Raw genomic sequence first — 24,711 nt, forward strand, 5'->3', positions numbered from 1 at the left:
GGTCCACGCCCGGTGGGCCGCCGGCGGGCCGGGCCCGCGACGGAGGAAAAACAGACATGGGCTGACTCCGAAAGACGAACGATCACCGGCGACGCGGGCGAAAAGGCCGCGCGTCGGCGAGACAACGGGTTGGGACGGAGGTCAGGCTTTGGGTGGGAAGACCGGCGGGTCGACGGTGCGCGAGGGCGCCCGGTGCGGCGCCTGGGCGAACCGCTCGCCTTGGCCCACGGGCGCGCTCAGACCCATTTCCGGGGTCACGATGGCCAGGATGTGGCAGTGCATCGCCTCACCCGCATGGGCCGGCCAGGGCGTGCCGGTCTGGTCCGCGGCGGACGCGTCGTCGGCGGCCGCGCCGGGCCCGTAATCGAGCGTCGGGGCGCTATCCTGGGCGTGATGGTGGAGGTGCGATTCCACCAGCCCCGCGCCGTCGTGCAGCGACTGCACGAGCAGCAGGCAAAACGCCGTCATCAGGTGGAGCACGGGCCGGACCATGACGCGGACCCTAACGCGGGCGGGCGGCCGAGACAAGCATTGCCGGAGCGCCAAGCGGCTCAGGCCAGGCGGCCGCGCTTGAGCGTCACCGTGCGGTCCATGCGCTCGGCCAAGCCGCGATTGTGGGTGGCGATCAGGGCCGCCAGCCCCTCGGTGCGGACCAGCGACAACAACTCGTCCATGACCACCGCGGCGGTGTCCTCGTCGAGATTGCCGGTCGGCTCGTCGGCGAGCAGCAGCGCCGGGCGGTTGGCGAGCGCGCGGGCGATGGCGACGCGCTGCTGTTCGCCGCCCGACAGCTTGCCCGGCCGGTGGTCGAGCCGATGGTCAAGGCCCAATTGGCCGAGCAGATGGCGCGCCCGCGCCTCGGCCTGGTGCCGGGGCGTCCCGGCGATACGCTGCGGCAGGACGACGTTTTCCAGCGCCGAGAACTCGGGCAACAGGTGGTGGAACTGATAGACGAAGCCGATCGCCCGCCCGCGCAGGTCGGCGCGCCGGCGTTCGGACAAGGCGCCCGCATCGTCGCCCGCGATCACCACCCGGCCGGTCTCGGGCCGCTCCAACAGCCCGGCGACGTGCAAAAGCGTCGATTTGCCGGCGCCCGACTGGCCGATGAGCGCGGCGATCTCGCCGGCCCCCAGGCGCAGCGACACGCCCTGCAACACGTCGACGCGGGCGGGCCCGCGACCGTAGCCATGGGCGATGCGGTCAAGGTCGAGAACAAGGCTCATTGGTAGCGCAACACCTTCACCGGGTCGATGGAACTGGCCCACAGCGACGCCGGCAGGGTCGAGACCAGCGAGATGACGAACGCCACCGCGACCACCGCCGCCACTTCGAGCGGCTGGATGACCGCCGGGATCTCGCTCAGATAGCGCACCTCGGCGTCCCACAATTGCGCGCCGGTCAACCGTTCGAGGCCGCGCTGGATGGCCTGGATGTTGGCGGCGAACAGCGTGCCGGCGCCGGCGCCGAGCAGCGTGCCGGTGACCCCCACCAGCGCCCCGCAGGCCATGAAGATGCGCAGGATCGCCCCGCGCCGGGCGCCCATGGTGCGCAGGATCGCCACGTCCGCCGACTTGTTCTTCACCAGGATGATCAGGCTGGTGACGATATTGAACGCGGCGATGACGATGATCAGGGTCAGGATCAGGAACATCACCTTGCGTTCCAGGTCGAGCGCCGAGACCAGATTGCTGTTGATGTCGCGCCAGGTGGACAGGCTGCCCACCGGCCGCTCGCCGCCCAAGGCCGCGCGCAGGTCGGGGGCGACCCGGTCGATGCGGTTGGCGTCGTCGAGAAACAGAGTGATGCCCGACACGGTGTCGCCGCGCCGGAAGAAGGTCTGCGCGGTGTCGAGCGGCATGACCAGCAAGGTCTCGTCGAACTGGAACAGGCCGGTCTCGACCACCGCCGCCACGGTGAAGCGCTTGAGCCGCGGGGCGACGCCCATGGGGGTCGCCCGGCCCTTGGGCAGCACCAGGGTCACCGGGTCGCCGGCGAACGCGCCGAGCCGCTCGGCGATGGTCGAGGCGAGCACGATGCGGTCGTCGCCGAAAGCGTCGAGCGAGCCCTGGGTGACCATGTGCGGCTGCAGCGCGGTCTTGGTCAGGTCGCCCGGCGCCAGCCCGCGCACCAGGGCAAAGGCGCCCTGCCCGCCCGGCCGGGTCACGCCCACCTGCGCCTCGACGAACGGCACCACCCGCTCCACATGGTCGACGGCGGCCAGGTCGTCGGCGACGCGCTGATAGTCGCGCATCTCGCCGCCGAAGCCCATGGCGATGGCGTGGCCGTTGACGCCGACGATCTTGGACACCAGTTCGACCCGGAAGCCGTTCATCACCGACATCACCACGATCAGCACGGCGACGCCGAGGAAGATGCCCAGAAAACTGAAGCCCGCGATGACCCCCACCGACAGGCCCGAATTCCACGGCAGGATGTAGCGCAACGCGACCGTGCGCTCGAACCCGCGGATCATCAGCCGGCCAACGCCTCGGGCGACGCCGGCGCCTGGGTGCCGGTGCGCTCGGCGATGCGGGCGAGCGCGCTTTCCAGGCTGATCTCGGCCTTCTCGCCCGACGCCCGGTCCTTGAGTTCGACCACGCCCTGGTCGAGCCCGCGCGGACCGATGGTCAGCGACCAGGGCAGCCCGATCAGGTCCATGGCGGCGAACTTGGCCCCCGGCCGCTCGGCGGTGTCGTCATAGAGCACGTCCAGGCCGAGCACGCCGAGCTTGGCATAGACGTCGTCGCAGACGCCGGTGCAGCGCTCGTCGCCGGCGCGCAGGTTGATCAGACCGCCGTCGAACGGCGCGACGCTGGCCGGCCAGACGATGCCGGCGTCGTCGTGGCTGGCCTCGATCACCGCACCCACCAGGCGCGAGATGCCGATGCCGTAGCTGCCCATCTGCACCGGCACCATCTGGCCGTCGGGGCCCTGCACGGTGGCGCCCATGGGCTCGGAGTATTTGGTGCCGAAGTTGAAGATGTGGCCCACCTCGATGCCCCGGCCGGTGACCAGGCGCTCGGCCGGCACCGGGCAGGCGGCCGCGTCATGGACCTCGTCGGTGGCGGCGTAAAGGCTGGTCCAGCGCTCGCGGATCGCGTGCAAGGTGGCGGCGTCGGGGTCGTCCGACTGGTCGGCCAGCGGATCCAGATCGTCGAAGCCGCGGTCGAAGAACACCGCGCTTTCGCCGGTCGGCGCCAGGATGATGAATTCGTGGCTGAGGTCGCCGCCGATCGGGCCGGTGTCCGCCTTCATCGGGATCGCGCGCAGGCCGAGGCGCGAGAAGGTACGCAGGTAAGCCGCGAACATGGCGTTGTAGGAGCGCACCGCGCCATCATGGTCCAGGTCGAAGGAGTAATTGTCCTTCATCAGGAATTCGCGGCCGCGCATGACGCCGAAGCGGGGGCGGATCTCGTCGCGGAACTTCCACTGGATCTGGTAGAGGTTGAGCGGCAGATCCTTGTAGCTCTTGACGTGGCGGCGGAAGATGTCGGTGATCTGCTCTTCGTTGGTGGGCCCGTAGAGCATTTCGCGGTCGTGGCGGTCGGAAATGCGCAGCATCTCCGGGCCATAGGCGTCATAGCGGCCGGACTCGTGCCACAGCTCGGCCGACTGCACGGTCGGCATCAAGACTTCAAGCGCGCCGGCGCGGTTCTGTTCCTCGCGCACGATCTGCTCGATCTTCTGCAACACCTTCAAGCCCAGCGGCAGCCATACATAGATGCCGGCGCTCGATTGCCGGACCATGCCGGCGCGCAGCATCAACCGGTGCGAGACGATCTCGGCCTCGGCGGGGGTTTCCTTCAGAAGCGGCAGAAAATAGCGGCTGAGGCGCATGGGGCCCTCGGAGTTGGGAACGGGACAAGGCGTCCCGTGTCCTTAGCGGAGCCCCAAGCCCTCACGCAATCGCCTTTTCCGCTTGCGGCCCCATGGCCCAGCGCGTCGCCTCGTCGACCACGCCGTCGGGTTCGAGCCCGGCGTCGGCCTGAAAGGCGCGCACAGCGCCCGCGGTGACCGGGCCATAGATGCCGTCGGTCTCCAACTCAGCGCCCATGCCGGCGAGCGCCTGCTGTACCGCCAGCACGTCCCAGCCCTGCGGCCACGGCCGGCGGGCGTCGAGCCGGCGCGGCTCGGCGGCCGGGTTCATGCCCGCCTCGGTGATGATCACCCCGTCGACGGTCAAGGGCGGCGCCAGATCCCAATGGGCCTGGTCGATCAGGTCGGCGAAGGCGTCCATGCGGCGCGCTGTGGCGTGCAACACCGGGTTGGGGTGCTCGGCCAGCCAGGTGCGGCGCATCTGCACATAGACCCGAGTCCAGGCGCGCGGGCCCAGCCGTTCGGGCGGGCCGTAGGCGTCGACCGTGCGGTCGCGGCACTGCGCCCAGGAGCCGTGAATGTGCGAGTCGTACACCACGGCGCGCGACAACGGCTCGTCGAGCCCCATCTGGGCCGCCTCGGCGCAGGCCGGCGCCCAATAGAGCGCGTCGACCACCCGGTCCTGGGCGCGGGTCATCGCCGGGTCGGTGCCGGCCCGGCGCAGCGCCTGGTGAAACGCCGCGTCATAGTCGAGATCGGGGTCACGGGTCGCCAGCCGGTCGAGGAACGGCCGCAACAGCCCCGCCGCGCGCGCGCCGGGCTCGGCCAGATAGCGCTCGACCACCCGATAGAGAGCGCCCGACGCGCGGGTCGCCTGGGCGCGGCCATAGCTCAAGCCGCCGCGATCGCCGGGGATCACCGCGATGCGGCCGGGGTCGCCGACCAGACGGCCGGTTTCGAACAGGTGGACGAGCGCCCGGGCGACGATGTCGGCCACAGGCGGCGGGGCTTGATCGGTCATGGGCGTTTAATCCCTGGGCAATGGACGGCGGGCCTCGGCGACGGGCCGGGGCCGGCCGCAGTCGGCGGCAGCGGGTCCCGCACAAGCGCCCCCCCCGGCCACAGGCCGGGCGCTTTGCAACCGCGCCGTTTCCGGTCTATGAGACAAATAGGGGCTCGGCGGCGCGAAACAAGGCTGGACAGCGCCGCGATGCCCGGCAAAGTTTCATTTCAGTTCTCAAGGACATGAGCCCATGAGCAGCCCGCAGTCGCGCTATTCCCTGGACGATCTTCTGGCGATCATGGCGCGGCTGCGCGACCCGGCGGGCGGCTGTCCGTGGGATCTGGAACAAAGCTTCGCCACCATCGCCCCCCACACCATCGAAGAAGCCTATGAGGTGGCCGACGCCATCGCCGAGGGCGACATGGCCCATCTGTGCGAGGAACTGGGCGACCTGTTGTTGCAGGTGGTGTTCCACGCCCAGATGGCGGCCGAGATGGGCGCGTTCGACTTCGCCGACGTGGTCCAGGCGATCGCCGCCAAAATGGTCAAGCGTCACCCCCATGTGTTCGCCGACGCCAGCATCGACGACGCCGACGCCCAAACCGCCGCCTGGGAAGCGCAAAAGGCCGCCGAGCGCGAGGCCGCGGCGCGCGCGGCCGGCCGGGTGCCGAGCGCGCTCGACGATGTGGCGCGCGGGCTGCCGGCATTGATCCGGGCGATCAAGCTGCAAAAGCGCGCCGCGCGGGTCGGCTTCGACTGGTCGGAGGCGGGCGAGATCCTGGCCAAGATCCGCGAGGAACTGGACGAGGTGGAAGACGCCCTGCCCCGCTCGCCCGAGCGGGTGCGCGAGGAGGTGGGCGACCTGTTGTTCGCGGTCACCAATCTGGCGCGGCGCTTGGATGTGGAGCCCGAGACCGCGCTCGCCGACGCCAACCGCAAATTCGAACGCCGCTTCCGCCATATGGAGGCCGCCCTCGACGCCGAAGGCCGCGCCCCCCAGGATGCCGACCTCGCCGATCTGGACGCGCTGTGGGACGCCGCCAAGGCTGCCGAAGCCCAAGCCGGGTGACCCCCCTTTGAACTGCCCCTGAGCCGCCCCTGGGGTGCTGAGCCGCGTCGAGCCCGATCGGCTGGTGCGCCCGGGGGGAAGCGCATGGGTTGAGGTGGGCGACCCGATCGCTCACCTATCGGACCGCACCAACGCCAGGAGACGAGCCCTTGGACACCGCGCATCTCGCCCTGCTCTACGCCCTGATGGCCGGGGCGGCGATCCCGGTGGGCGGCGCCATCGCCCGGATCGAGAGCGTGGCGCCCGAATGGCTCGACCGCGAGGTGCGCCACAGCGTCACCGCGTTCGGCGGCGGCATCTTGATGGCCGCCGTGGCGCTGGTGTTGGTGCCCGACGGCCTGGACAAGACCCCCGGCTGGCTCGGGCTGCTGGTGTTCGCGGCCGGCGGGCTGGCGTTCGCCCTGCTCGACGCCTGGGTCAAGCGGCGCGGCGGCTCGGCAGCCATGTTCATGGCCATGGTGCTCGACTTCGTGCCCGAGGCGATCGCCTTGGGCTCGCTGCTCGCGGTGTCGGAAAAACGCGGGGCGTTGATGGCCTTGCTGATCACCGCGCAGAACCTGCCCGAAGGCTTCAACGCGTTCCGCGAACAGCAGGCCAGCGGCTCGATCCGCGCCGGCCGGCTGCTGGTTTTGTTCGCCGCCCTGGCGTTGCTGGGCCCGCTGGCCGCCGGGGCGGGGCTGTTGTGGCTGGTCGACCGGGACGCGATTTTGGGCGGGCTGATGCTGTTCGCCGCCGGCGGCATTCTCTATCTGACGTTCGAGGACATCGCCCCCGGCGTGCCGCTCGACGGCCGGTTCGCGCCGCCGCTTGGTGCTGTCGGCGGCTTCGCGCTCGGCATGGCCGGCCAGGTGCTGCTCGGCTGACCCCGGGGGCGGGGTCGGGGGCGGCGACGATGGCGGCGCGTCGCTGCGGCGCCTGGCTCCTGGCCGGCCGAGCGCCCAGGCTCAGCCGCCGACGCGGCGCAGGAACTCGGTCATCAAGGCGCGCATGCCGTCATAGGCATTGGCGGCCTCGTCCATGGTTTCCTGGTGGGTCAGTGCCACGGGCGAGATGCCGGCGGCCAGGTTGGTGACCAGCGACAGCCCCAGCACCCGCATCCCGCAATGGCGGGCGACCAGGCATTCGGGCACCGTCGACATGCCCACCGCGTCGGCGCCGAGGCGCGCGAAGGCGCGGATCTCCGCCGGGGTCTCGAAATTGGGGCCGGCCACCTGGATGTAGACGCCTTCGTGCAGGGTCTGGCCCAGGTCGGCCGCCGCCGCCTTCATGGTCGCGCGCAATGCCGGGTCATAGGCCGCCGTCATATCGACGAAGCGCGGGCCCAGGGCGTCGTCATTGGGGCCGATCAACGGGTTGTGGCCCGACAGGTTGATATGGTCGGCGATCAGCATCAACGACCCCGGGCCCCAGTCCTCGTGCAGGCTGCCGGCGGCGTTGGTGATCACCAGCGTTTCGACGCCCAGCAGCTTGAAGGTGCGGATCGCCACCGCCAGACGTTGCGCGGCATAGCCTTCATACAGGTGCATCCGTCCCTGCATGGCGACCAGCGGCACGCCGGCCACGGTGCCGATCAGCAGCCGGCCGTCATGGCCGGCCACGGTGGACACCGGAAAGCCCGGAATCTCGCCATAGGGAATGCTGGTTTCCACCGCCATCGCCTCGCCGAAGCGGCCCAGGCCGCTGCCGAGGATGAGGGCGATCTTCGGGAACCCGCCGGGGTGGCGGCGGCGCACCGCGTCGACGGCGGCGCTCAGATCGTCGTTGGTCGTGGTGGTGGCGGTCATGGCAGGGGGGCTCGCTGTGGGAAGGGGGGCGGCACGGGCTCAGACCTGGCGGGCCTTGAGCCAGATGCGGTCGTCGGAGGGCTTGTAGGCATCCATGGCGTCCAACAGGGACGCCGGCGCGTCGGCCACGGTCACCAGGTCGCGATGGTCGCGCTCGATAAAGCCTTCGACGGTGGCGTGGTCGAGGAACGCCAGCAACGGGTCATAGAAGCCGCCGGCGTTGAGCAGCCCGACCGGCTTGCGGTGGACGCCCAGTTGCGCCCAGGTCCAGACCTCGAACAGTTCCTCCAGCGTGCCGAGCCCGCCGGGCAGCGCCACGAAGCCGTCGCTCAGCACCGACATGATGTTCTTGCGCTCGTGCATGGTCTCGACCACGTGCAACTCGGTCAGGCCGCGATGGCCCACCTCGCGGTCGTCGAGGGCGCGCGGGATGACGCCGATCACCTCGCCGCCGCCGGCCAGCACGGCGTTGGCCAGCGCCCCCATGACGCCGATCGACGCGCCGCCATAGACCAGGCCCACGCCCCGCTCCGCCAGCAGCCCGCCAAGCGTCCGGGCGGCTTCCAGATACGCCGGCTGGCGCCCGTCGCGCGACCCGCAATAGACACATATTCGCTTCATGGTCACTCCTCGATCCCTGTCACCGTTCCGGGGCGATGCGCAAAAGGGTGTGGACGCGTTTTGGTCGCGTGGTCAATACTCCGCCGCGTCATCGAGACGTCACACCCGGGCGCCCCCCGGTGCGGCACCCGGGTGGCGGCGAAACAGGTGCGCCAAGCACCGCGCCGGGCGCCCCGGACCCGCCGGCGCGCGCCCTTTTCGTTCGCGTAGACGCCCCGTGGCTCCGGCCGCCGCCCGCCAACAGCGGCCGCCGGATCGGACCGCCGCCGGGCGCCAAGGGGGGAAGCCATTCCATGATCGCCTTTGCCGGCGTCGCCGTGTTGTTCGCCATCGCGGTCGCCCTGTCCGCCAACCGCCGCGCCATCAACTGGCGGATCGTGCTGTCGGCGTTCGCGCTGCAGGCCGGATTCGCCGTCATCGTGCTCTACCTGCCCTGGGGTCAGGCGGCGCTGGGCTCGGCGGCCCTGGGCGTGCAGGAAGCGATCAACTTCACCGACCGCGGCACGCGGTTTCTGTTCGGCGACCTCTACCCCGAACGCGAGGGCTTCTTCTCGGTCGCCCTGAACGTGCTGCCGGTGATCGTGTTCGTGTCGTCGCTGGCCTCGGTGCTCTATTATCTGCGCATCATGCAGGCGATGATGACCGTGATCGGCGGCGGCCTGCGCCGGGTGATCGGCGTGACCCGGGTCGAGGCGGTGTGCGCGGCCGCCAACATCTTCATCGGCATGGTCGAAAGCCCGCTGGTGATCCGGCCGTTCCTGGCCCGGCTGTCGCACAGCCAGTTGTTCACGGTCATGGGGCTGGGGCTGTCGTCGGTGTCGGGGGCGATCCTGATCGGCTACGCCTCGCTTGGCATCGACAGCGGCTATCTGGTCGCCGCGGCGTTCATGGCCGCCCCGGGCGGCATCGTCATGGCCAAGCTGCTGCACCCCGAGGACGACGCCCCCCATGCGATCGACCAGGACGATGTGCGCGCCGACAGCTTCGACCCCGACAACCCGCCGGCCAATCTGGTCCAGGCAGCCGCCGACGGCGCCATGGCCGGCCTGCGGGTGGCGGTCGCCGTGGGCGCCATGTTGATCTGCTTCGTCGCCCTGTTGGCGATGGCCAACGCCCTGGTCGGCTGGGTTGGCGGGCTCGCCGGGCTCGACGGGCTGACCTTGGAGGCGATCCTGGGCTGGCTTCTGGCGCCGTTGATGTTCCTGCTGGGCATCCCGTGGGAGGAAGCGGTCGCCGCCGGCAATCTGGTCGGCCAGAAGACGATCCTCAACGAGTTTATCGCCTTCGTGCAACTGGCCGAAATCCGCGACACGCTGTCCGACCACACGGTGGCGGTGGTGACGTTCGCCTTGTGCGGGTTCGCCAATCTGACCGCGTTGGCGATCATCATGGGCGGGCTTGGCAATCTGATCCCCGAGCGGCGCGGCGAGGTCTCGGCCTTGGGCCTGCGCGCGGTATTGTGCGGCAGCTTGTCCAACCTGATGAGCGCCGCCCTGGCCAGCATCCTTCTGTCGCTGTAAGACGGCGGGCGAAGCTTCCCGTTCCGTTTTGCCCCAGGAGGTGTTGTTGTCCGTGCCCGAAGACACCGTGCTGATCGACACGTTGGCCGCGCGCGTGCCGGCCGACGACCTGATGCTGCACGACCAGATCGACGCCGCGCTCGACCGGGTCGAAGCGCTGTACGACGCCAGCGTCGCCCGCGTCGCCGCCGAGTTCGACCGCTATGCCGCCGGCGCCACCGACATCGACACCTCGGCCGCCACCTACCCCTATCTGGGCGTGGCGCTGGACGAGACCGACCCCGCCCGCCATAGCGACACCGCCTTCGGCAAGGTGTCGCACACCGGCCTCTATGGCGGCACGCTGACCCAGCCGGCGCTGTTCCGCGACTATCTGGCCGACCAGATGGCGCTGATCCTGCGCCACCATGGCGGCCGGCTGTTCACCGGCGCCAGCCGCTCGCCGCTGCCCTTGTCGTTCGCGCTCGAACAGGCGTCGGCGGACCTGGCACCGGACCGGCGCCGGGCGCTGGTGCGCCACTTCCACATGCCGCCCATGGCCGAGATCCACGACGACCTGGCCGACGGGCTGATCACCCGACCCGACGAGCGCGGCGCGCCCAACCCGTTGTCGCTGTTCTCGGCCGAGCGGGTCGACTATTCGCTGCACCGACTGCGCCACTACACCGCCACGGCGGCGGAGCATTTCCAGGGCTTCGTGCTGTTCACCAACTATCAGCGCTATGTGGACGAGTTCATCGCCTTTGCCCACGCGCAGGTGGCCGCCGGGCGCTATGAGCGGTTCGTCGAACCGGGCAACCGGGTCTCGACCCCCGGCGCGCCGACCCAACAGCCGCCGCTGGCCAAGGCGCCGCCCATGCCCGCCTATCACCTGGTGGCGCCGGAAGGCATGGGCATCACGCTGATCAACATCGGCATGGGACCCTCGAACGCCAAGACCATGACCGACCATCTGGCGGTGCTGCGCCCCCATGTCTGGTTGATGATCGGCCATTGCGGCGGCCTGCGCGCGTCGCAGCAACTGGGCGACTATGTGCTCGCCCACGCCTATCTGCGCGACGACCATGTGCTCGACAGCGCGCTGCCGGTGGAAATCCCGCTGCCGACGCTGGCCGAGGTGCAGGTGGCACTGGCCGACGCGGTCAGCGAAGTCACCGGCCTGTCGGGCGCCGAGCGCAAGCAACGCCTGCGCACCGGCACCGTGGTCACCACCGACGACCGCAACTGGGAACTGCGCTATGACGAACTGGCGCGGCGCTTCAACCAGTCGCGCGCCATCGCCATCGACATGGAGTCGGCGACCATCGCCGCCAATGGCTACCGCTTCCGGGTGCCCTATGGCACGCTTTTGTGCGTGTCCGACCGGCCGCTGCACGGCGAGATCAAGCTGCCCGGCATGGCCAACGCCTTCTACGAGGCGCGGGTCAGCCAGCATCTGGACATCGGCCTGCGCGCGGTCGATCTGTTGCGCCAGGCGGCGCGCGACGGCACGCTGCACTCGCGCAAGCTGCGCAGCTTCCTGGAACCGCCGTTCCGTTGACCGCCCTTGGCACCGGCAGCGGCCACCGATCCAGACCGTTTCGCCGACGACACGAACCGCCGGCGGCGGCCATGGTAACCGTTTCTATACCCTTCGCGCTGCACCCTCTGGCGCGAAGTTTGCTTACCCCTTAGCCGAGGCGCACGGCCCATGGACGCCCATTCCCGCATCCTGATCACCGGCGGCACCGGCTCGTTCGGCCAGAAACTCACCGAGACCCTGCTGCGCGAGCACGACCCCGAACGGGTGATTATCTACTCGCGCGACGAGTTCAAACAACTGACCATGCAGCGGCGCTTTCCCGACCCGCGCATGCGCTTTTTCATCGGCGACGTACGCGACCGCGACCGGCTGGTCATGGCCATGCGCAATGTGGACGTGGTGGTCCATGCCGCGGCGCTGAAGCATGTGGAGGTGGCCGAGTACAACCCGTTCGAGGCGGTGCGGACCAACATCGAAGGCGCCGAAAACGTGGTCTGGTCGGCGATCCAGGCTGGCGTGCGCAAGGTGGTGGCGCTGTCCACCGACAAGGCGGCCAACCCGATCAACCTCTATGGCGCCACCAAGCTGGCGTCCGACAAGATCTTCATCGCCGGCAACAATCTGGCCGGCGGGGCGGGCGTGCGCTTTGCGGTGGTGCGCTATGGCAATGTGGTCGGCTCGCGCGGCTCGGTGGTGCCGTTCTTCAAGCAACTGGCCGCGCGCGGCACCGGCGCGATCCCGATCACCGACCCGCGCATGACCCGGTTCTGGATCACCCTCGACGAGGGCGTGCGCTTCGTCCTCAACTGCCTCGGCGACATGGCCGGCGGCGAGATCTTCGTGCCCAAGATCCCGTCCATGGCGATCCCCGACCTGGCGCGCGCCATCGCGCCCGACCTGCCCCACGAGGTGGTGGGCATCCGGCCGGGCGAAAAGCTGCACGAGGTGATGATCACCGCCGAGGATTCGCGCACCACGCTCGACATGGGCGACCACTTCATCATCGAACCGACGATCGCCAAATGGGGCTACCAGTCGCGGCGCGCCGCCACGCCGCCGGCGCGACCGGTGGCCGACGGGTTCTGCTATGCCAGCAACACCAACGACCATTGGCTCAATGTGGCCCGGCTGAAGGAGATTACCGCGTCGATCCCGGCCGAAGGCGACGACGCGGTCTGACACAGGAGCGACCATGGCGCCCTCCCCGCTTTCCGACCCACCGGCAGCGGCCGCCGCCGTCGACCCGATCCCCTATGGCCGCCAAAGCATCGGCCCCGAAGACCGCGACGCGGTGGCCCAAGCGGTCGGCCAGGCTCTGTTGACCACCGGGCCCACGGTCCAGGCGTTCGAGGACGCGTTCACCGGCTTTCTGGCGCCGGGCCGGGACGATCTGCACGGCGTCGCCTGCGCCACCGGCACCGCCGCCCTGCACCTGATGATGGCGGCCCTGGACCTTGGCCCCGGCGACCAGGTGATCGTGCCGGCGCTGACCTTCGCCGCCACCGCCAATGCCGCGCTTTATGTGGGCGCCGAGCCGGTGTTCGCCGATGTGGACGCCCGGACGCTGCTGATCGACCCGACCTCGGCGGCCCGGCTGATCGGCCCGCGCACCAAGGCGTTGGTGGGCGTCGACTATGCCGGCCAGCCGTGCGACTGGGACGCGCTCGCAGCCCTCGCCGACGCCCACAAGCTGCACCTGCTGGCCGACGGCTGCCACGCGCCCGGCGCCGCCCACCGGGGCCGGCCGGTCGGCACGCTGGCCAAGGCCACCAGCTTTTCCTTTCACCCGGTCAAGCACATCACCACCGGCGAAGGCGGCATGGTCACCACCACCGACGCCGCGCTCGCCGAGCGGCTGCGCCACCTGCGCCATCACGCCATGGCCCGCCACGACGCCGACAACCCGTTTCGCTACGACGTCACCGCGCTCGGCTTTAACTACCGCTTGAGCGACATCAACTGCGCGCTCGGCCTGGCCCAGGTGGCGCGGCTGCCGCAATGGCTCGACCAGCGCCGGGCGCTCGCCGCGCGCTATGACGCCGCCTTGGCCGGCATCGAGGGGGTGAGCCCGCTGGCCCGCCGAGACGACACCAGCCATGCCTATCACCTCTATGTGATCCGCACCGACGGCGCGCTGGCGGCGAAGCGCGACGCGCTCGCCGCGGCCTTGCGCGCGCGCGGTATCGGCACGGCGGTGCACTATCCCCCGCTGACCCAGACGACCTTCTACCGCGAACGGTTGGGCACCCGGCGCGGCGATTGTCCGGCCGCCGACCGCGCCTATGAGACCATTCTGTCGATCCCGCTCTATCCAGGCCTGACCGACGCGCAGGCCGACCGGGTGGTGGCAGCGATCGCCGAGGCGGCCGCCGCGCTTTCTTGAGCGGTTGCGTTTTCATCCGCAGACAGTTGGGTTATGCTGCCCGCGTTCTTTACCTTAACCCCTTGAAACACAAGGATCGGCCGCCATGCACGACCGCCGAACTTTGCTCATTGCCCTAGCCGGGCTCTTGGGCATTCTGCTTCTCGTCTATTTGATTCCGTCGAACGAACCGAGCCCGGTCAAGGGCGCCTATCAGGTCAGCGGCGACCCCTGGTTCACCGGCGGCAAGGCGGCGATCGAGCGGCGCGAGGCGCAACAACCGATCACCAAGCGGGCCAAGAACGTGATCGTGTTCATCGGCGACGGCATGGGCGTGTCGACGGTGACCGCCGGCCGCATCTATGCCGGCCAGAAGAAGGGGCTGCAGGGCGAAGACTATGATCTGGCGTTCGACACCCTGCCCTACACCGCGCTGGTCAAGACCTACAACACCAACGCCCAAACGCCCGACAGCGCCGGCACCGCCTCGGCGATCATGACCGGCGTCAAGACCAAGATCGGCGTGCTCAGCCTGTCCGACGAGGCGACGCCCGGTCACTGCCCGGGGCCGGAGCAATTGCAGCAACTCAGCCCCGCCACCCTGCTGGAACTGGCCGAAAGCGTCGGCATGGCGACCGGCATCGTCACCACCACCCGGCTGACCCACGCGACACCGGCCAGCACCTACGCCCACAGCCCGAGCCGCAATTGGGAAGACGACAGCGTCATGCCGCCCGAGGCCCTGGAGGCCGGCTGCACCGACATCGCGTCGCAATTCGTCGATTTCCCCTATGGTGACGGCGTCGACGTGGCGTTCGGCGGCGGCCGCCGGCACTTCCTGCCCGAAGACCAGGTCGACCCGGAAAGCGACGGCGCCTATGGCCGGCGCGTCGACGGACGCGACCTGATCGAAGACTGGCGCCGGCGCCATGGCCCGGGCGCGCGCTTCGTCTGGAACACCGAGCAATTCCGCAGCCTGTCGCCCGAAACCGACGGCCCGGTGCTCGGCCTGTTCGAGCCCAGCCATATGCGCTATGAAGCCGACCGCGACGACGATCAGGCCGGTGAGCCGCCGCTGTCGGAGATGGTCGATAAGGCGCTGGGCTTTCTCGAAGGCCATGGCGACGGCTATTTCCTGCTGGTCGAGGGCGGCCGCATCGACCACGCCCACCATGCCGGCAACGCCGCCCGGGCGCTGGAAGAAACCCGCGAATTCTCCAAGGCGGTGCAGGTGGCGCTCGACCGCACGAAGGTGGAGGACACGCTGATCCTGGTCACCGCCGACCACTCCCACACCTTCGTCATGGGCGGCTATCCCCCGCGCGGCAACCCGATCCTCGGCCTGGTCCACAAGGTCAATCCCGACGGCACGCCGAGCGACGAGCTGCAACCGGCCGAAGACGGCAAGCCCTACACCACGCTCGGCTATCTGAACGGCCCGGGCGCGATCGACGGCGAGCGGCCGACCCTGACCGACGAGACCGTGCTGGCGGTCGACTATCGCCAACAGGCCGCCGTGCGGGCCCGGTCGGAAACCCATGGCGGCGAAGACGTGCCGCTCTATGCGCGCGGGCCCTGGGCGCATCTGGCCACCGGCACCATGGAACAGAACGTCCTGTTCCATATCGTCGACCGGGCCACCGGCCTCGGCGACCGCGCCGGCCGCGACTGACGCCCGCTTCGGTCGACCCCGATCACGCCGGTGGTCCGGGTCGGCCGGAAAAGCCCCGGCACGACTTGGTCAATCGGGCACCGGGCCGGGATAGAGGCGCAGCCACGTGGCGGCCGCGCCGCCGAGGTCGGTGGCCATGCCCAAACCGGGGCCCTGCGAGCTCAGCCATGGAGCTCCGCCCGCGGCCCTGGGCGGACATCTTACCGGCTACCCATCAGAGCGGGCGCGGTCACCCAGGTACCGGTCGCAGCGGCGCGCGCGAGACCGCATCGTCCGGCGCGCCGCCCACCGGCGGACCGGACCGATCCTGTTACGGCAATGACAACCAAGCTCGACCATTGGTGCGCACCGGCCGGCCTGCCGCGCGGGATGCGCGGCCACTCTCGGCGACCGGATCTCCACCCCGTGGGACGCGCTGGCTGAACCGGCCCGTGGCGGCGTCGTCAAACAGTTTTGATCAGGGAGCCGACCCATCGGCGCCGTTGTCGCCGCCGCTAGACGGGTCTGGGCGACGGTTGTCGTCGTCGCTGCAGCCGCGCCGCTCATGGTCGGCGACCGCGCGGCGGACCTCCCGGATCGCGGCGGCGGCGGTCTTGAGCGCTTGGATTTCGTGGGACAGGGCGCGCAAGCGGGCTTCATGGGCGCGGACCAGCGCCGCATCCGCCTGCGAGCCCGAGGCGGCGAACTGGGAGCGCACGGCTTCCAAAGCGGCTTGGCGCTGCTCCTGTTCGCGATAGAGGGCATGAAGCGCCGCGCGCGTGGCGTTCATCGACGCCAGTGCCGGCGGGCCCTTCGGCCAGGCAGCAGCGTCGTCCGGTTCGTCGTGATCCGCTTGGTCTGTGCCGTCCGCCTCGGCCACGGCGGCGGGCAGATCGGCGTCCGGCGCGCCCAGCAATCGATTCATGAACCGGGTATAGGGGTCGAAATCATCGGTGCCGCCGCTGGGCTGGCCCGCAGAGGCCGCGGCCGTCGCCAACAGCACGGCGACAAACGCGCTCGCCTTGATTGGGCTTCTGGCGACAATGCGGCGCACGATCTCCTCCCTGCTTCCCGAATGCTTAGCATGAGCGGGAGCGAGAAACAATGCTGCACCGGGGGCGGTCCGCCCTAGTGACGGTCGTCCGGGCGTGCCGGCCGGTGCGGCGGCTCTACGGGGGTCGCCGGCAGTGCGCCCCCGATCCCCAATTGATCCAGAAGCTCTGCGCGTTCCTTGGCCAGTTCGGCGTGGGCCTGACGAAGCGCCCGGCGTACCTGGGCCATGTCGCGCTCCACATCGGCCAGGGTTCGCGCCCGTTCGGCCTTCTGACGTGCCAATTCCGCCCGCACGCGATCCAGGTCCACCCAATCGCTGCCCTTGATCCGATCAAGCGCCCGGCGCATGGCCGTCAGACCGGCTTCGCGCTCGGCACGCGACCGCTCAAGCGCCTCGGCCGCCTCGGCCATGGCGGCGCGCCGCGCCGCTTCAGCCTCCGCGAACGCTGCGCGCATGGCGTCGAGCGCCCGGTGCACGGTCGCGGTCAGATCCGCGTCGACGGCGACCGGCGACTGCGGCGCACGCGGCGCCTCAAGCGCCCGGACCAAGGCGTCCAGATCCACCGGCGCATCCAGATCGTCGGGCGTGTCGGGCACGGCTGGCACACCCGACCCCGGCATGCGCCAGTCCACCGCGCTGCTGTTCAGGGCTTCCAACTCCAGCAGCAAGCCGGTGGCCACCGCGCGGTGGTCGTCGAGGCCGAGGATCAGTTCGGGCGACTTAGGCGTCCCCGGTGCATTGGACGCCGTGGGCGACGGCGCGCCGCTCCCCGGCGGGTCGGCAGCCGGCGCGAACGCCACCGCGCCGACCGTCGCGGGAAGCGCGGCGGCGGCGGCCGGCGCCATGCCGACCACCGCCAACGCAAGATAGAAAAGGACGGGTCGTCTTGCTGTCATCACTCGGGTCCAGATGGGCGCCGTTCTTGTTATGCCCACAAGGTGACGCCAAGCCGCGGTCCTTGGCAACCGCGCTGCGACGAGCTGCGGGGCCGGCGCGACAAGCCGTGCGGCGCGTTCCTGGGGGCGTCCAAGGGCGGCGCTGGCGGTAAGCGTGAGCGGCCTGTCCCGGGCGGGGTCAGAGCGGCAGCAGAACCGCACCGACGCGGCGGTCTTCGGCGACCAGCACGTTGAAGGTGCGCGCCGCCGCCCCGCTGTCCATGGGATCAGCGCTCAGCCCACGCGCGGCGAGCGCAGCCCGCATCGCCGCCGGCACCGGCAAGAGCGAGGCACCGCCGCCGAACAGCACGATATCGGCCGGGTCCGAAGCGTCCCATAAGGGCGCCAGCCGCGCCGCGTCGATCTCTGCGGGCGCGACCGCCCCAAGCGCCACGCAGCGCCCGGGCAGCACCAGCACGGCGCCTGCGTACCAGGTCTGGCCGACCCGGAAGCCGCCGCGGCCATAGCCCGCGACGGTGACCAGGCCCGGGCGCGCCTGTTCCTTCATTTCCATCGCCAGGCGCGGGGCTGCGGGGTCGTTGTCGCCTTGCGGGCCCGGGGGGTGGGGATCGTCGGACGCCATGGGCTTGCCTCTGCGGGGGCCGGATGGGAAAGCGACGGCGCGGGATCAGGGCGCCGAGGATTTGGCCTCGTCGGGCAGCAGGTTCTCGCGCTTGACCTTGAGCATCAACAGCACCGGCGCGGCGACGAAGATCGACGAATAGGTGCCCACGAACACGCCCCAGATCATCGCCGCGGTGAAGCCCTGAATGACCGCACCGCCGAAGAAGAACAGCGCGAACAAGGCCAGCAACGTGGTCAGCGAGGTCATCAAGGTGCGCGACAGGGTCTGGTTGAGCGACAGGTTCAACAACTCGACCATCTCCATCTTGCGAAACCGCCGGATGGTCTCGCGGATGCGGTCATAGACCACCACGGTGTCGTTCAGCGAATAGCCGATGATGGTCAGGATCGCCGCCACGATCGACAGGTTGAACTCCAGCCCGGTCAACGAGAAGAAGCCGATGGTCAGCAACACGTCGTGGACCAGGGCGATCACCGCGCCGAGGCCGAACTGCCATTCGAACCGGAACCAGATATAGACCAGCACCGCGATCACCGCCAACGACATGGCCATGATGCCGTCGCGGAACAGCTCCTCGGAAATCTTCGGGCCGACCACCTCGGTGCGCCGCCATTCCAGATTGTCGAACCGGTCGTCGAGGGCGCTTTTGACCCGGTCGACGGCGGCCTGCTGGGCCTCGGCCTCGCCCGGCTGGCGGGCGATGCGGATCAGCGCCTCATTGGCCGAGCCGAACGCCTGGATCGACGCGTCGCCCACGTCCTGGCCGTTGACCACGGCGCGCATGGCGGCGATGTCGATGGGTTGTTCGGCGCCCACCTCGATGGTGATGCCGCCCTTGAAGTCGATGCCCAGATTGAGCCCGCGGGTGAAGAACAAGGCCATCGAGGCCGCGATCAGAATCGCCGACAGCGCATAGGCCACATAGCGGGCCTTGAGAAAGTTCACATGGGTGTCGGCAGGGATCAGCTTAAGCAACATCAGGCGAACTTTCTCAAAGCGGGAGCTTGGCGGGACGGGTGCGACGCAGCCAGGTGGCCAGCAACAGCCGGGTCAGGACCACCGCCGTGAACACGCTGGTGACGATGCCAACGCCGAGCGTGACGGCGAAGCCGCGCACCGGCCCCGAGCCGAACTGGAACAACAGGACTGCCGCAATCAGCGTGGTGATATTGGCGTCGAGGATGGTCGACAGCGCCTGGCGATAGCCATTGTCAACCGCTTGGAACGGCTGGCGACCGGCCTTGACCTCCTCGCGGACCCGCTCGAACACCAGCACATTGGCGTCGACCGCCATGCCGATGGTCAACACGATGCCGGCGATCCCCGGCAGGGTGAGCGTCGCCCCGATCGCCGACAAGGCGCCCAGGATCAACACGATGTTGAGCAACAGCGCGGCATTGGCGAGGACACCGAAGAGCCCGTAGCTGGCGACGATGAACACGACCACACCGGCCAGGCCGATCACCGCGGCGAGCTTGCCGGCCTCGATCGAATCCTGGCCCAGGCCCGGGCCCACCGTGCGCTCTTCAAGGATACGCAGCGGCGCGGGCAAGGCGCCGGCGCGCAGCAGCACCGACAGGTCCTGGGTTTCCTCGATGGTGAAGCTGCCCGAGATCTGCGCCTGGCCGCCCAGGATCGGCTCGCGGATCACCGGCGCCGACAGCACCTCGTCGTCGAGGACGATGGCGAACGGCTTGCCGACATTCTGCCGCGTCACCTCGGCGAAGGTGCGCCCGCCGGCCAAATCGAAGCGGATCGACACCACCGGCAGCCCGTTCTGGTCGAAGCTAGGCTGGGCGTCGACGAGGTTTTCGCCGGTCAACAGCGGCCGGCGTTCGACGACGATCTGACGGGTCTGGTCGGCGAACGACAGCACCATGGTGCCGGCGGGCGGATTGGACGGCTCGGCATTGCCGGCGACCATGTGGAAGCTCAGCCGCGCCTCGGCGTTGAGCACCTCCTTGAGGCTTTCGGTCTCGCCCACGCCGGGCACCTGCAACAGGATGCGCTGTTCGCCGACGCGCTGGATGTTGGGTTCGCGGGTGCCCAGTTCGTCGATCCGGCGGCGCACCACCTCGATCGACTGGGCGACCGCGCTGCGCGCCCGGGCGTCGATGCCTTCCTTGGTCAGCGCCGCGCGCACCCGGGTGCCGTCGACCGAGACGGCGACCGCCTGGATGCCGCCGCCGAACACACTCGACGCCACCGGCTGGGCCAGCGCCTCAAGCGCTTCGCGCGCCGCAGCGGCGTCTTCGGCATTGGCGAGCGTGGTGGTCACCGCCCGGGCGTCGCGATCCAGCACCGGCCGGCGCGCCCGGATGCGCGCCTCGCGCAGGCTTTCGCGCACATCTTCGGCCAGCCCCTCCAGGCGTTCCTCGATCACCGTGTCGGTGTCCACCTCAAGCAACAGGTGCGCGCCGCCCTGCAGGTCCAACCCCAGGGTCACCTGGCTTTTGGGCAGGAACCCCGGCAGCGACTGAAGCTGCTCCTTGGTCAGCAGATTGGGCACGGCCGCCAACACGCCGAACACACACACGGCGATAATGGCGACAATGGAAAAACGCGAAAACTGGAGCATGGGGCTCTCCGCAATGGCGCGCTCGGCGCCCGGACGGTCGGGTCGGTCGGGTCGGTCGGCCCGGCGCGCGCGGCGCCGAACCAAACGACAGCCCCTGCGACCGGCTCAGGGTCGCAGGGGGCGCATGGGCAATCAGGTCTTCGGCTGCTCGTCGCCCTTGGTCGCGGTGTCGCCTTGACTGGCGCTGTCGGAGGCAGTGTCGGGGGCGGTGTCGACGTCATTGGCCGGCGCCGGCTTGGTGTCTGCCTTGGCTTCGGTCTTGGCCGGCGTCTTGGCTTGGCCGCCCTTGGCCTTGGCCGGGCGCTGGCCGCCCTTCTTGGCCTGGCCCTTGTCGGCGGCGGGCTTGTCGCCATTGCCCTTGACCGGTTCGGTCTTCGAGCGCACGTCGCTGATCGCGTGCTTGAGCATCTTGACGCGCACGCCGTCGGCCAGATCCACGTCGACCTCATTGTCGTTGATCCGGTGGATTTTGCCGATGAACCCGCCGTTGGTCACCACGGTGTCGCCGCGGCGCAGGTTTTCCAGCATGGTGCGATGTTCCTTGGCGCGCTTCTGCTGGGGCCGGATAATCATGAAATAGAGAAGCACGACGAACAGGGCCAGGAACACCAGCGTGCTGCCGGCACCGCCCTGTGGCGGCGCGGAAGCCCCGTTCTGCAGAATCGTCAGCGCGTCGAACATGGTCACTCCTTTAAGGAACCGCCGCTTAAGGGCGCGGCTGGCCGTCGGATCGGCCCGGGGGGCGAAGGCGCCTGTGCGACGCACGGACACCTTTGTGGGGGACTATAGTAGCCGCCGGCATGAATTCAACCGCATCGCAGCGCCAACCGGCCCGTTCCGGCGACGGCTAGCGCGCCGCCGTGACCTGTTCGAGGCGGCTTTTCGGATCGACGGGGCGGTTGTTGCGGCGCAGTTCGAAGTGCAGTTGCGGGCTTTCCACCAGGCCGGTCTGGCCCACATGGGCGATGATCTGGCGCCGGCGCACCTGCTCGCCCTTCGACACCAACAGCCGCTGATTATGGGCGTAGGCCGACACCCAGCCGCCGGCATGGCGGATCAGCAACAGCTTGCCATAGCCGGCCAGCCGGTCGCCGGCATAGACCACCGTGCCGGCTTCGGTGGCGCGCACCGGCGTGCCGGCGGGCGCGGCGATGTTGATGCCGTCGTTTTGCAGCCCGCCGCCCTTGGCGCCGAAGCTGGCGATGATCGTTCCCTCGACCGGCCAGGCGAAGCCCTGGCCGCTGCGCGCCGGCGGGTCGGGCAGATCGACCGTCCGGCGCACCACCGCCGGCTGTGCCTGCCCCGCCCCCGACGGCAGCCGGAGCGTCTGCCCCACCGCCAGCGTATAGGGCGGGCGCAGATCGTTGACCCGCACCAGCGAGGCGAGCGTGACGCCATAGCGCTCGGCGATGCCATAGCCGGTCTCGCCGCGCGCGACGGTGTGGAAGCGCGCCTCGGGCACCGCCAGCCGGTCGCCGGGGTGCACGGTATAGGGCGGGCTCAACCGGTTGGCGGCGATCACCTCGCGCACGCCGACCTTGTTGCGTTGGGCGATGGCGTAGACGGTATCGCCCTTGCGCACCATGACCACGCCGGTGGCACTGGTGGGCTTGGCGCGCGGCAACGGCCCGCCGCTGACCACCCGATAGCTGCCGGCCATGGCCCGCGGGCGGATGGCCGCGGCGCTCGCCCGGCGGCTCGGTGCGGGCTCGGCGCGCCGGGACCGGCTGGCCGCCAGGCTGCGGGCCGGCCGCGCCGGTGCCGCCTGGGAACTGGCCTGAGCCAGTCGGCGCGGGTCGGGCTTGGGGCGCGGCAGCGGCACCGGCTTGGGGCTGTTGCGGATCTTGTAGACCGGCTTGATGGTGGCATAGCGCGGCAGATTGGTGCCCGAGGCACACGCCGCGAGCAGCCCGGCCAGGGTCATGGCCAGCCCGATCCGCCACACGCGCCGGGGCTTACAATCGCTCCAGTCCACCATGGGCAGGGACTATAGGCGAGTTGACCGAATCAGTCTAGCGCCAGACAAACGGGGGCGGACATTTTCACAAAACATCGATGACCGGGATTTTATCTAATGATCGCCCACCGAATCCTTGCTGCGACTATTTGAACGGCCGCTCCAGGCGGTCGTTCAAGATCTTGCGGGTCTCGTGATGGGTCAGGTCCATATGCAGCGGCGTCACCGAGATCCAGCCCTCGCGCACATAGTGCAGGTCGCTTTCATGGCCCGGCCGGTCGACGGTGCGGGCCAGCCCGAACCAGAAATAGGTGAAGCCGCGCGGGTCCTTGCGCTCTTCGATCTGCATGCCGCCGATATCCCGCCGGCCCTGTTCGGTGACCCGGATGCCCTGGACCTCGTCGGGGTCGATGGCGGGGAAGTTGACGTTGATGAACACGCTCTCGGGCCAGCCGGTGGCCAGCAGCTCGCGCAGCAGACCGGGCGCGTGGGTGCGCGCGGTGTCCCACGGCGTGCGCGCCGGCCGGCGCAGGGTCTGGCTCAACGCCACCGACGGGATGCCGGCCAGCGTGCCTTCCATGGCGCCGGCGATGGTGCCCGAATAGGTCACGTCCTCGGCCAGATTGGCGCCCCGGTTGACGCCCGAGAGCACCAGGGTCGGCCGCGCCTCGGCCATGATATGGTTGACCGCCATGGTCACGCAGTCGGTGGGCGTGCCCTGGACCGCGAAGCGCCGCTCGTCGAGCCGGCGCACGCGCAACGGCGTGGTCAGGGTCAGCGAGTGCCCGGCGCCGGATTTTTCGGATTCCGGCGCCACCACCCAAACATCGTCGCTCAACTGGTGGGCGATCTCTTCGAGCACGGCGAGGCCCGGTGCGTTGATGCCGTCGTCATTGGTGATCAGGATGCGCGCGGGCGAGACGGGCTGGCTCATGACGCGGCGATCCTTTCCAGGCCGCCCATATAAGGCTTCAGCACCTCAGGGACGGCGATCGAACCGTCGGCGGCCTGATAGGCTTCCATGACCGCGATCAGCGTCCGGCCCACGGCGAGGCCCGAGCCGTTGAGGGTGTGACAGAAGCGCGTCTCGCGCTCGCCCTTGGGGCGGCAACGCAGGTTCATGCGCCGGGCCTGATAGTCGCCGGCCCACGACACGCTGGAAATCTCGCGATAGCGCTGCTGACCGGCCAGCCACACCTCGATGTCGTAGGTGCGGCGCATGGTGGCGCCCAGATCGCCGGTGCACAGGGAGACCACCCGATAGGCGAGCCCGAGTTTTTGCAGGATCGCCTCGGCGCAGCCCACCTTGCGCTCCTGCTCGGCCTCGCCGGCCTCGGGCGTGGTCACCGACACCAGTTCCACCTTGTTGAACTGGTGCTGGCGGATCATGCCGCGGGTGTCGCGCCCGGCGGCCCCGGCTTCCGAGCGGAAACAATAGGTCAGGGCGGCATAGCGGCGCGGCAGGCTCTCTTCCTCGACGATCTGTTCGCGGTGCAGGTTGGTCAGCGTCACCTCGGCGGTGGGGATCAGCCAGCGGTCGTCGGTGGTGCGGAACAGGTCGTCGGCGAACTTGGGCAACTGCCCGGTCCCGAACAGCGCGTCCTCGCGCACCAGCACCGGCGTGGTCACCTCTTCATAGCCGTGGTCGGCGGTCTGCACGTCGAGCATGAACTGGCCCAAGGCCCGTTCAAGCCGGGCGAGCGCGCCCTTGAGCACCACGAAGCGGCTGCCCGACAGCGCCGCGGCAGCCTCGAAATCCATCTGGCCCAGCGCCTCGCCGAGCGCGAAATGCTCGCGCGGCTCGAAGTCGAAGGCGGCCGGCGTGCCCCAGCGGCGCAACTCCACATTGTCGTTCTCGTCGGCGCCGTCGGGGACGTCGTCGGCCGGCGTATTGGGCAGCCAGGCCAGCGCCTCGGTCAACTGGGTCTCGACCCGGTCGCGCTCGGCCTCCAACTCGGCCAGGCGGGTCTTGAGCCCGGCCACCTCGTCGATCAGCGCCTGGGCGTCCTCGCCCGCCTTCTTGGCCCGGCCGATGTCCTTGGACGCGGCGTTGCGGCGGCTTTGTGCCTCCTGCGCCTCGGTGATCAGGGCGCGGCGGCGCGCGTCCAGGTCCAGCAGGTCCGCCGACCGGGGCTCCAGCCCGCGGCGGGCGAGCCCGGCGTCGAAGGCGGCGGGATTGTCTCGGATGGCCTTGATATCGAACATGGGCGGAACAGCACTCGGGATGCGTGGGCGGGACCCCTCGCGCCGGCC

At 69.8% G+C, this 24,711-nt stretch carries 23 protein-coding genes; 7 read left to right on the plus strand and 16 right to left on the minus strand.

Annotated features, from left to right (window positions below):
* Positions 1 to 141: 141 nt before the first annotated feature.
* The 5 genes from EV659_RS01890 to EV659_RS01910 all read right to left on the minus strand — a co-directional run bounded on the left by EV659_RS01890 (position 142) and on the right by EV659_RS01910 (position 4,837).
* Positions 142 to 492 (minus strand): hypothetical protein, encoded by a 351-nt coding sequence (locus EV659_RS01890; RefSeq protein WP_132706932.1) that lies wholly within the window; start codon positions 490 to 492, stop codon positions 142 to 144.
* Between the two features lie 59 nt (positions 493 to 551).
* Positions 552 to 1,223 (minus strand): ABC transporter ATP-binding protein, encoded by a 672-nt coding sequence (locus EV659_RS01895; protein ID WP_132706934.1) that lies wholly within the window; start codon positions 1,221 to 1,223, stop codon positions 552 to 554.
* On the minus strand, positions 1,220 to 2,473 hold the full coding sequence (locus EV659_RS01900) for a lipoprotein-releasing ABC transporter permease subunit (protein ID WP_132706935.1): 1,254 nt from the start codon (positions 2,471 to 2,473) through the stop codon (positions 1,220 to 1,222). The genes EV659_RS01895 and EV659_RS01900 overlap by 4 nt, the downstream gene beginning before the upstream one ends.
* Positions 2,473 to 3,837, minus strand: a complete 1,365-nt coding sequence (proS, locus tag EV659_RS01905) for a proline--tRNA ligase (RefSeq protein ID WP_132706937.1) — start codon at positions 3,835 to 3,837, stop codon at positions 2,473 to 2,475. The genes EV659_RS01900 and proS overlap by 1 nt, the downstream gene beginning before the upstream one ends.
* A gap of 61 nt (positions 3,838 to 3,898) precedes the next feature.
* The gene (locus tag EV659_RS01910) at positions 3,899 to 4,837 is read right to left on the minus strand and encodes a chitosanase (protein ID WP_132706938.1); all 939 of its coding nucleotides are present in this window, start codon (positions 4,835 to 4,837) and stop codon (positions 3,899 to 3,901) included.
* A 232-nt stretch (positions 4,838 to 5,069) separates the two neighbouring features.
* Between EV659_RS01910 and mazG the strand changes: the two genes are divergently transcribed.
* Together mazG and EV659_RS01920 are read left to right on the plus strand one after the other, a co-directional pair.
* Complete coding sequence (gene mazG / locus EV659_RS01915) at positions 5,070 to 5,888, plus strand: nucleoside triphosphate pyrophosphohydrolase (protein ID WP_132706940.1); 819 nt, start codon at positions 5,070 to 5,072, stop codon at positions 5,886 to 5,888.
* A 149-nt stretch (positions 5,889 to 6,037) separates the two neighbouring features.
* On the plus strand, positions 6,038 to 6,751 hold the full coding sequence (locus EV659_RS01920; RefSeq protein WP_200287969.1) for a ZIP family metal transporter: 714 nt from the start codon (positions 6,038 to 6,040) through the stop codon (positions 6,749 to 6,751).
* 81 nt (positions 6,752 to 6,832) lie between these two features.
* Here the strand turns inward: EV659_RS01920 and EV659_RS01925 are convergent, their stop codons facing one another.
* The gene (locus EV659_RS01925; protein WP_132706942.1) at positions 6,833 to 7,672 is read right to left on the minus strand and encodes a purine-nucleoside phosphorylase; all 840 of its coding nucleotides are present in this window, start codon (positions 7,670 to 7,672) and stop codon (positions 6,833 to 6,835) included.
* Positions 7,673 to 7,711: 39 nt separating this feature from the next.
* Positions 7,712 to 8,293: an LOG family protein gene (locus tag EV659_RS01930; protein ID WP_132706944.1), complete on the minus strand. Its 582-nt coding sequence runs from the start codon at positions 8,291 to 8,293 to the stop codon at positions 7,712 to 7,714.
* A 293-nt stretch (positions 8,294 to 8,586) separates the two neighbouring features.
* Between EV659_RS01930 and EV659_RS01935 the strand changes: the two genes are divergently transcribed.
* The 5 genes from EV659_RS01935 to EV659_RS01955 all read left to right on the plus strand — a co-directional run bounded on the left by EV659_RS01935 (position 8,587) and on the right by EV659_RS01955 (position 15,369).
* Positions 8,587 to 9,813 (plus strand): NupC/NupG family nucleoside CNT transporter, encoded by a 1,227-nt coding sequence (locus EV659_RS01935; RefSeq protein ID WP_132706946.1) that lies wholly within the window; start codon positions 8,587 to 8,589, stop codon positions 9,811 to 9,813.
* Between the two features lie 112 nt (positions 9,814 to 9,925).
* Positions 9,926 to 11,353 (plus strand): AMP nucleosidase, encoded by a 1,428-nt coding sequence (locus EV659_RS01940; RefSeq protein ID WP_221400781.1) that lies wholly within the window; start codon positions 9,926 to 9,928, stop codon positions 11,351 to 11,353.
* A gap of 150 nt (positions 11,354 to 11,503) precedes the next feature.
* Positions 11,504 to 12,514 (plus strand): UDP-N-acetylglucosamine 4,6-dehydratase (inverting), encoded by a 1,011-nt coding sequence (gene pseB / locus EV659_RS01945; RefSeq protein WP_132706950.1) that lies wholly within the window; start codon positions 11,504 to 11,506, stop codon positions 12,512 to 12,514.
* 13 nt (positions 12,515 to 12,527) lie between these two features.
* Positions 12,528 to 13,718 (plus strand): DegT/DnrJ/EryC1/StrS family aminotransferase, encoded by a 1,191-nt coding sequence (locus EV659_RS01950; protein ID WP_132706951.1) that lies wholly within the window; start codon positions 12,528 to 12,530, stop codon positions 13,716 to 13,718.
* 85 nt (positions 13,719 to 13,803) lie between these two features.
* Complete coding sequence (locus tag EV659_RS01955; protein WP_132706953.1) at positions 13,804 to 15,369, plus strand: alkaline phosphatase family protein; 1,566 nt, start codon at positions 13,804 to 13,806, stop codon at positions 15,367 to 15,369.
* A gap of 457 nt (positions 15,370 to 15,826) precedes the next feature.
* On the opposite strand, the gene EV659_RS01960 is transcribed toward EV659_RS01955, so the two are convergent.
* The 9 genes from EV659_RS01960 to serS all read right to left on the minus strand — a co-directional run bounded on the left by EV659_RS01960 (position 15,827) and on the right by serS (position 24,663).
* Complete coding sequence (locus EV659_RS01960) at positions 15,827 to 16,453, minus strand: hypothetical protein (protein WP_132706955.1); 627 nt, start codon at positions 16,451 to 16,453, stop codon at positions 15,827 to 15,829.
* A 23-nt stretch (positions 16,454 to 16,476) separates the two neighbouring features.
* Positions 16,477 to 17,247, minus strand: coding sequence for an OmpH family outer membrane protein (locus tag EV659_RS01965; RefSeq protein ID WP_132706957.1), 771 nt, complete (start codon positions 17,245 to 17,247; stop codon positions 16,477 to 16,479).
* Between the two features lie 229 nt (positions 17,248 to 17,476).
* Complete coding sequence (locus tag EV659_RS01970) at positions 17,477 to 17,920, minus strand: Mth938-like domain-containing protein (protein ID WP_132706959.1); 444 nt, start codon at positions 17,918 to 17,920, stop codon at positions 17,477 to 17,479.
* A gap of 45 nt (positions 17,921 to 17,965) precedes the next feature.
* The gene (gene secF / locus EV659_RS01975; protein ID WP_200287704.1) at positions 17,966 to 18,901 is read right to left on the minus strand and encodes a protein translocase subunit SecF; all 936 of its coding nucleotides are present in this window, start codon (positions 18,899 to 18,901) and stop codon (positions 17,966 to 17,968) included.
* 13 nt (positions 18,902 to 18,914) lie between these two features.
* Complete coding sequence (gene secD, locus EV659_RS01980; protein ID WP_132706962.1) at positions 18,915 to 20,501, minus strand: protein translocase subunit SecD; 1,587 nt, start codon at positions 20,499 to 20,501, stop codon at positions 18,915 to 18,917.
* A 132-nt stretch (positions 20,502 to 20,633) separates the two neighbouring features.
* Positions 20,634 to 21,182, minus strand: coding sequence for a preprotein translocase subunit YajC (gene yajC / locus EV659_RS14805; protein WP_184409776.1), 549 nt, complete (start codon positions 21,180 to 21,182; stop codon positions 20,634 to 20,636).
* 166 nt (positions 21,183 to 21,348) lie between these two features.
* Positions 21,349 to 22,479 carry a M23 family metallopeptidase gene (locus EV659_RS01990; protein WP_132706964.1) on the minus strand — a complete coding sequence of 377 codons (1,131 nt, stop codon included), beginning with the start codon at positions 22,477 to 22,479 and terminating at the stop codon, positions 21,349 to 21,351.
* Positions 22,480 to 22,603: 124 nt separating this feature from the next.
* Positions 22,604 to 23,392 (minus strand): 5'/3'-nucleotidase SurE, encoded by a 789-nt coding sequence (surE, locus tag EV659_RS01995; RefSeq protein ID WP_132706966.1) that lies wholly within the window; start codon positions 23,390 to 23,392, stop codon positions 22,604 to 22,606.
* The gene (gene serS, locus EV659_RS02000; protein ID WP_132706968.1) at positions 23,389 to 24,663 is read right to left on the minus strand and encodes a serine--tRNA ligase; all 1,275 of its coding nucleotides are present in this window, start codon (positions 24,661 to 24,663) and stop codon (positions 23,389 to 23,391) included. The genes surE and serS overlap by 4 nt, the downstream gene beginning before the upstream one ends.
* Between the last annotated feature and the right edge of the window lie 48 nt (positions 24,664 to 24,711).

Source organism: Rhodothalassium salexigens DSM 2132, assembly GCF_004341375.1.
Taxonomy (GTDB): Bacteria; Pseudomonadota; Alphaproteobacteria; order Sphingomonadales; family Rhodothalassiaceae; genus Rhodothalassium; species Rhodothalassium salexigens.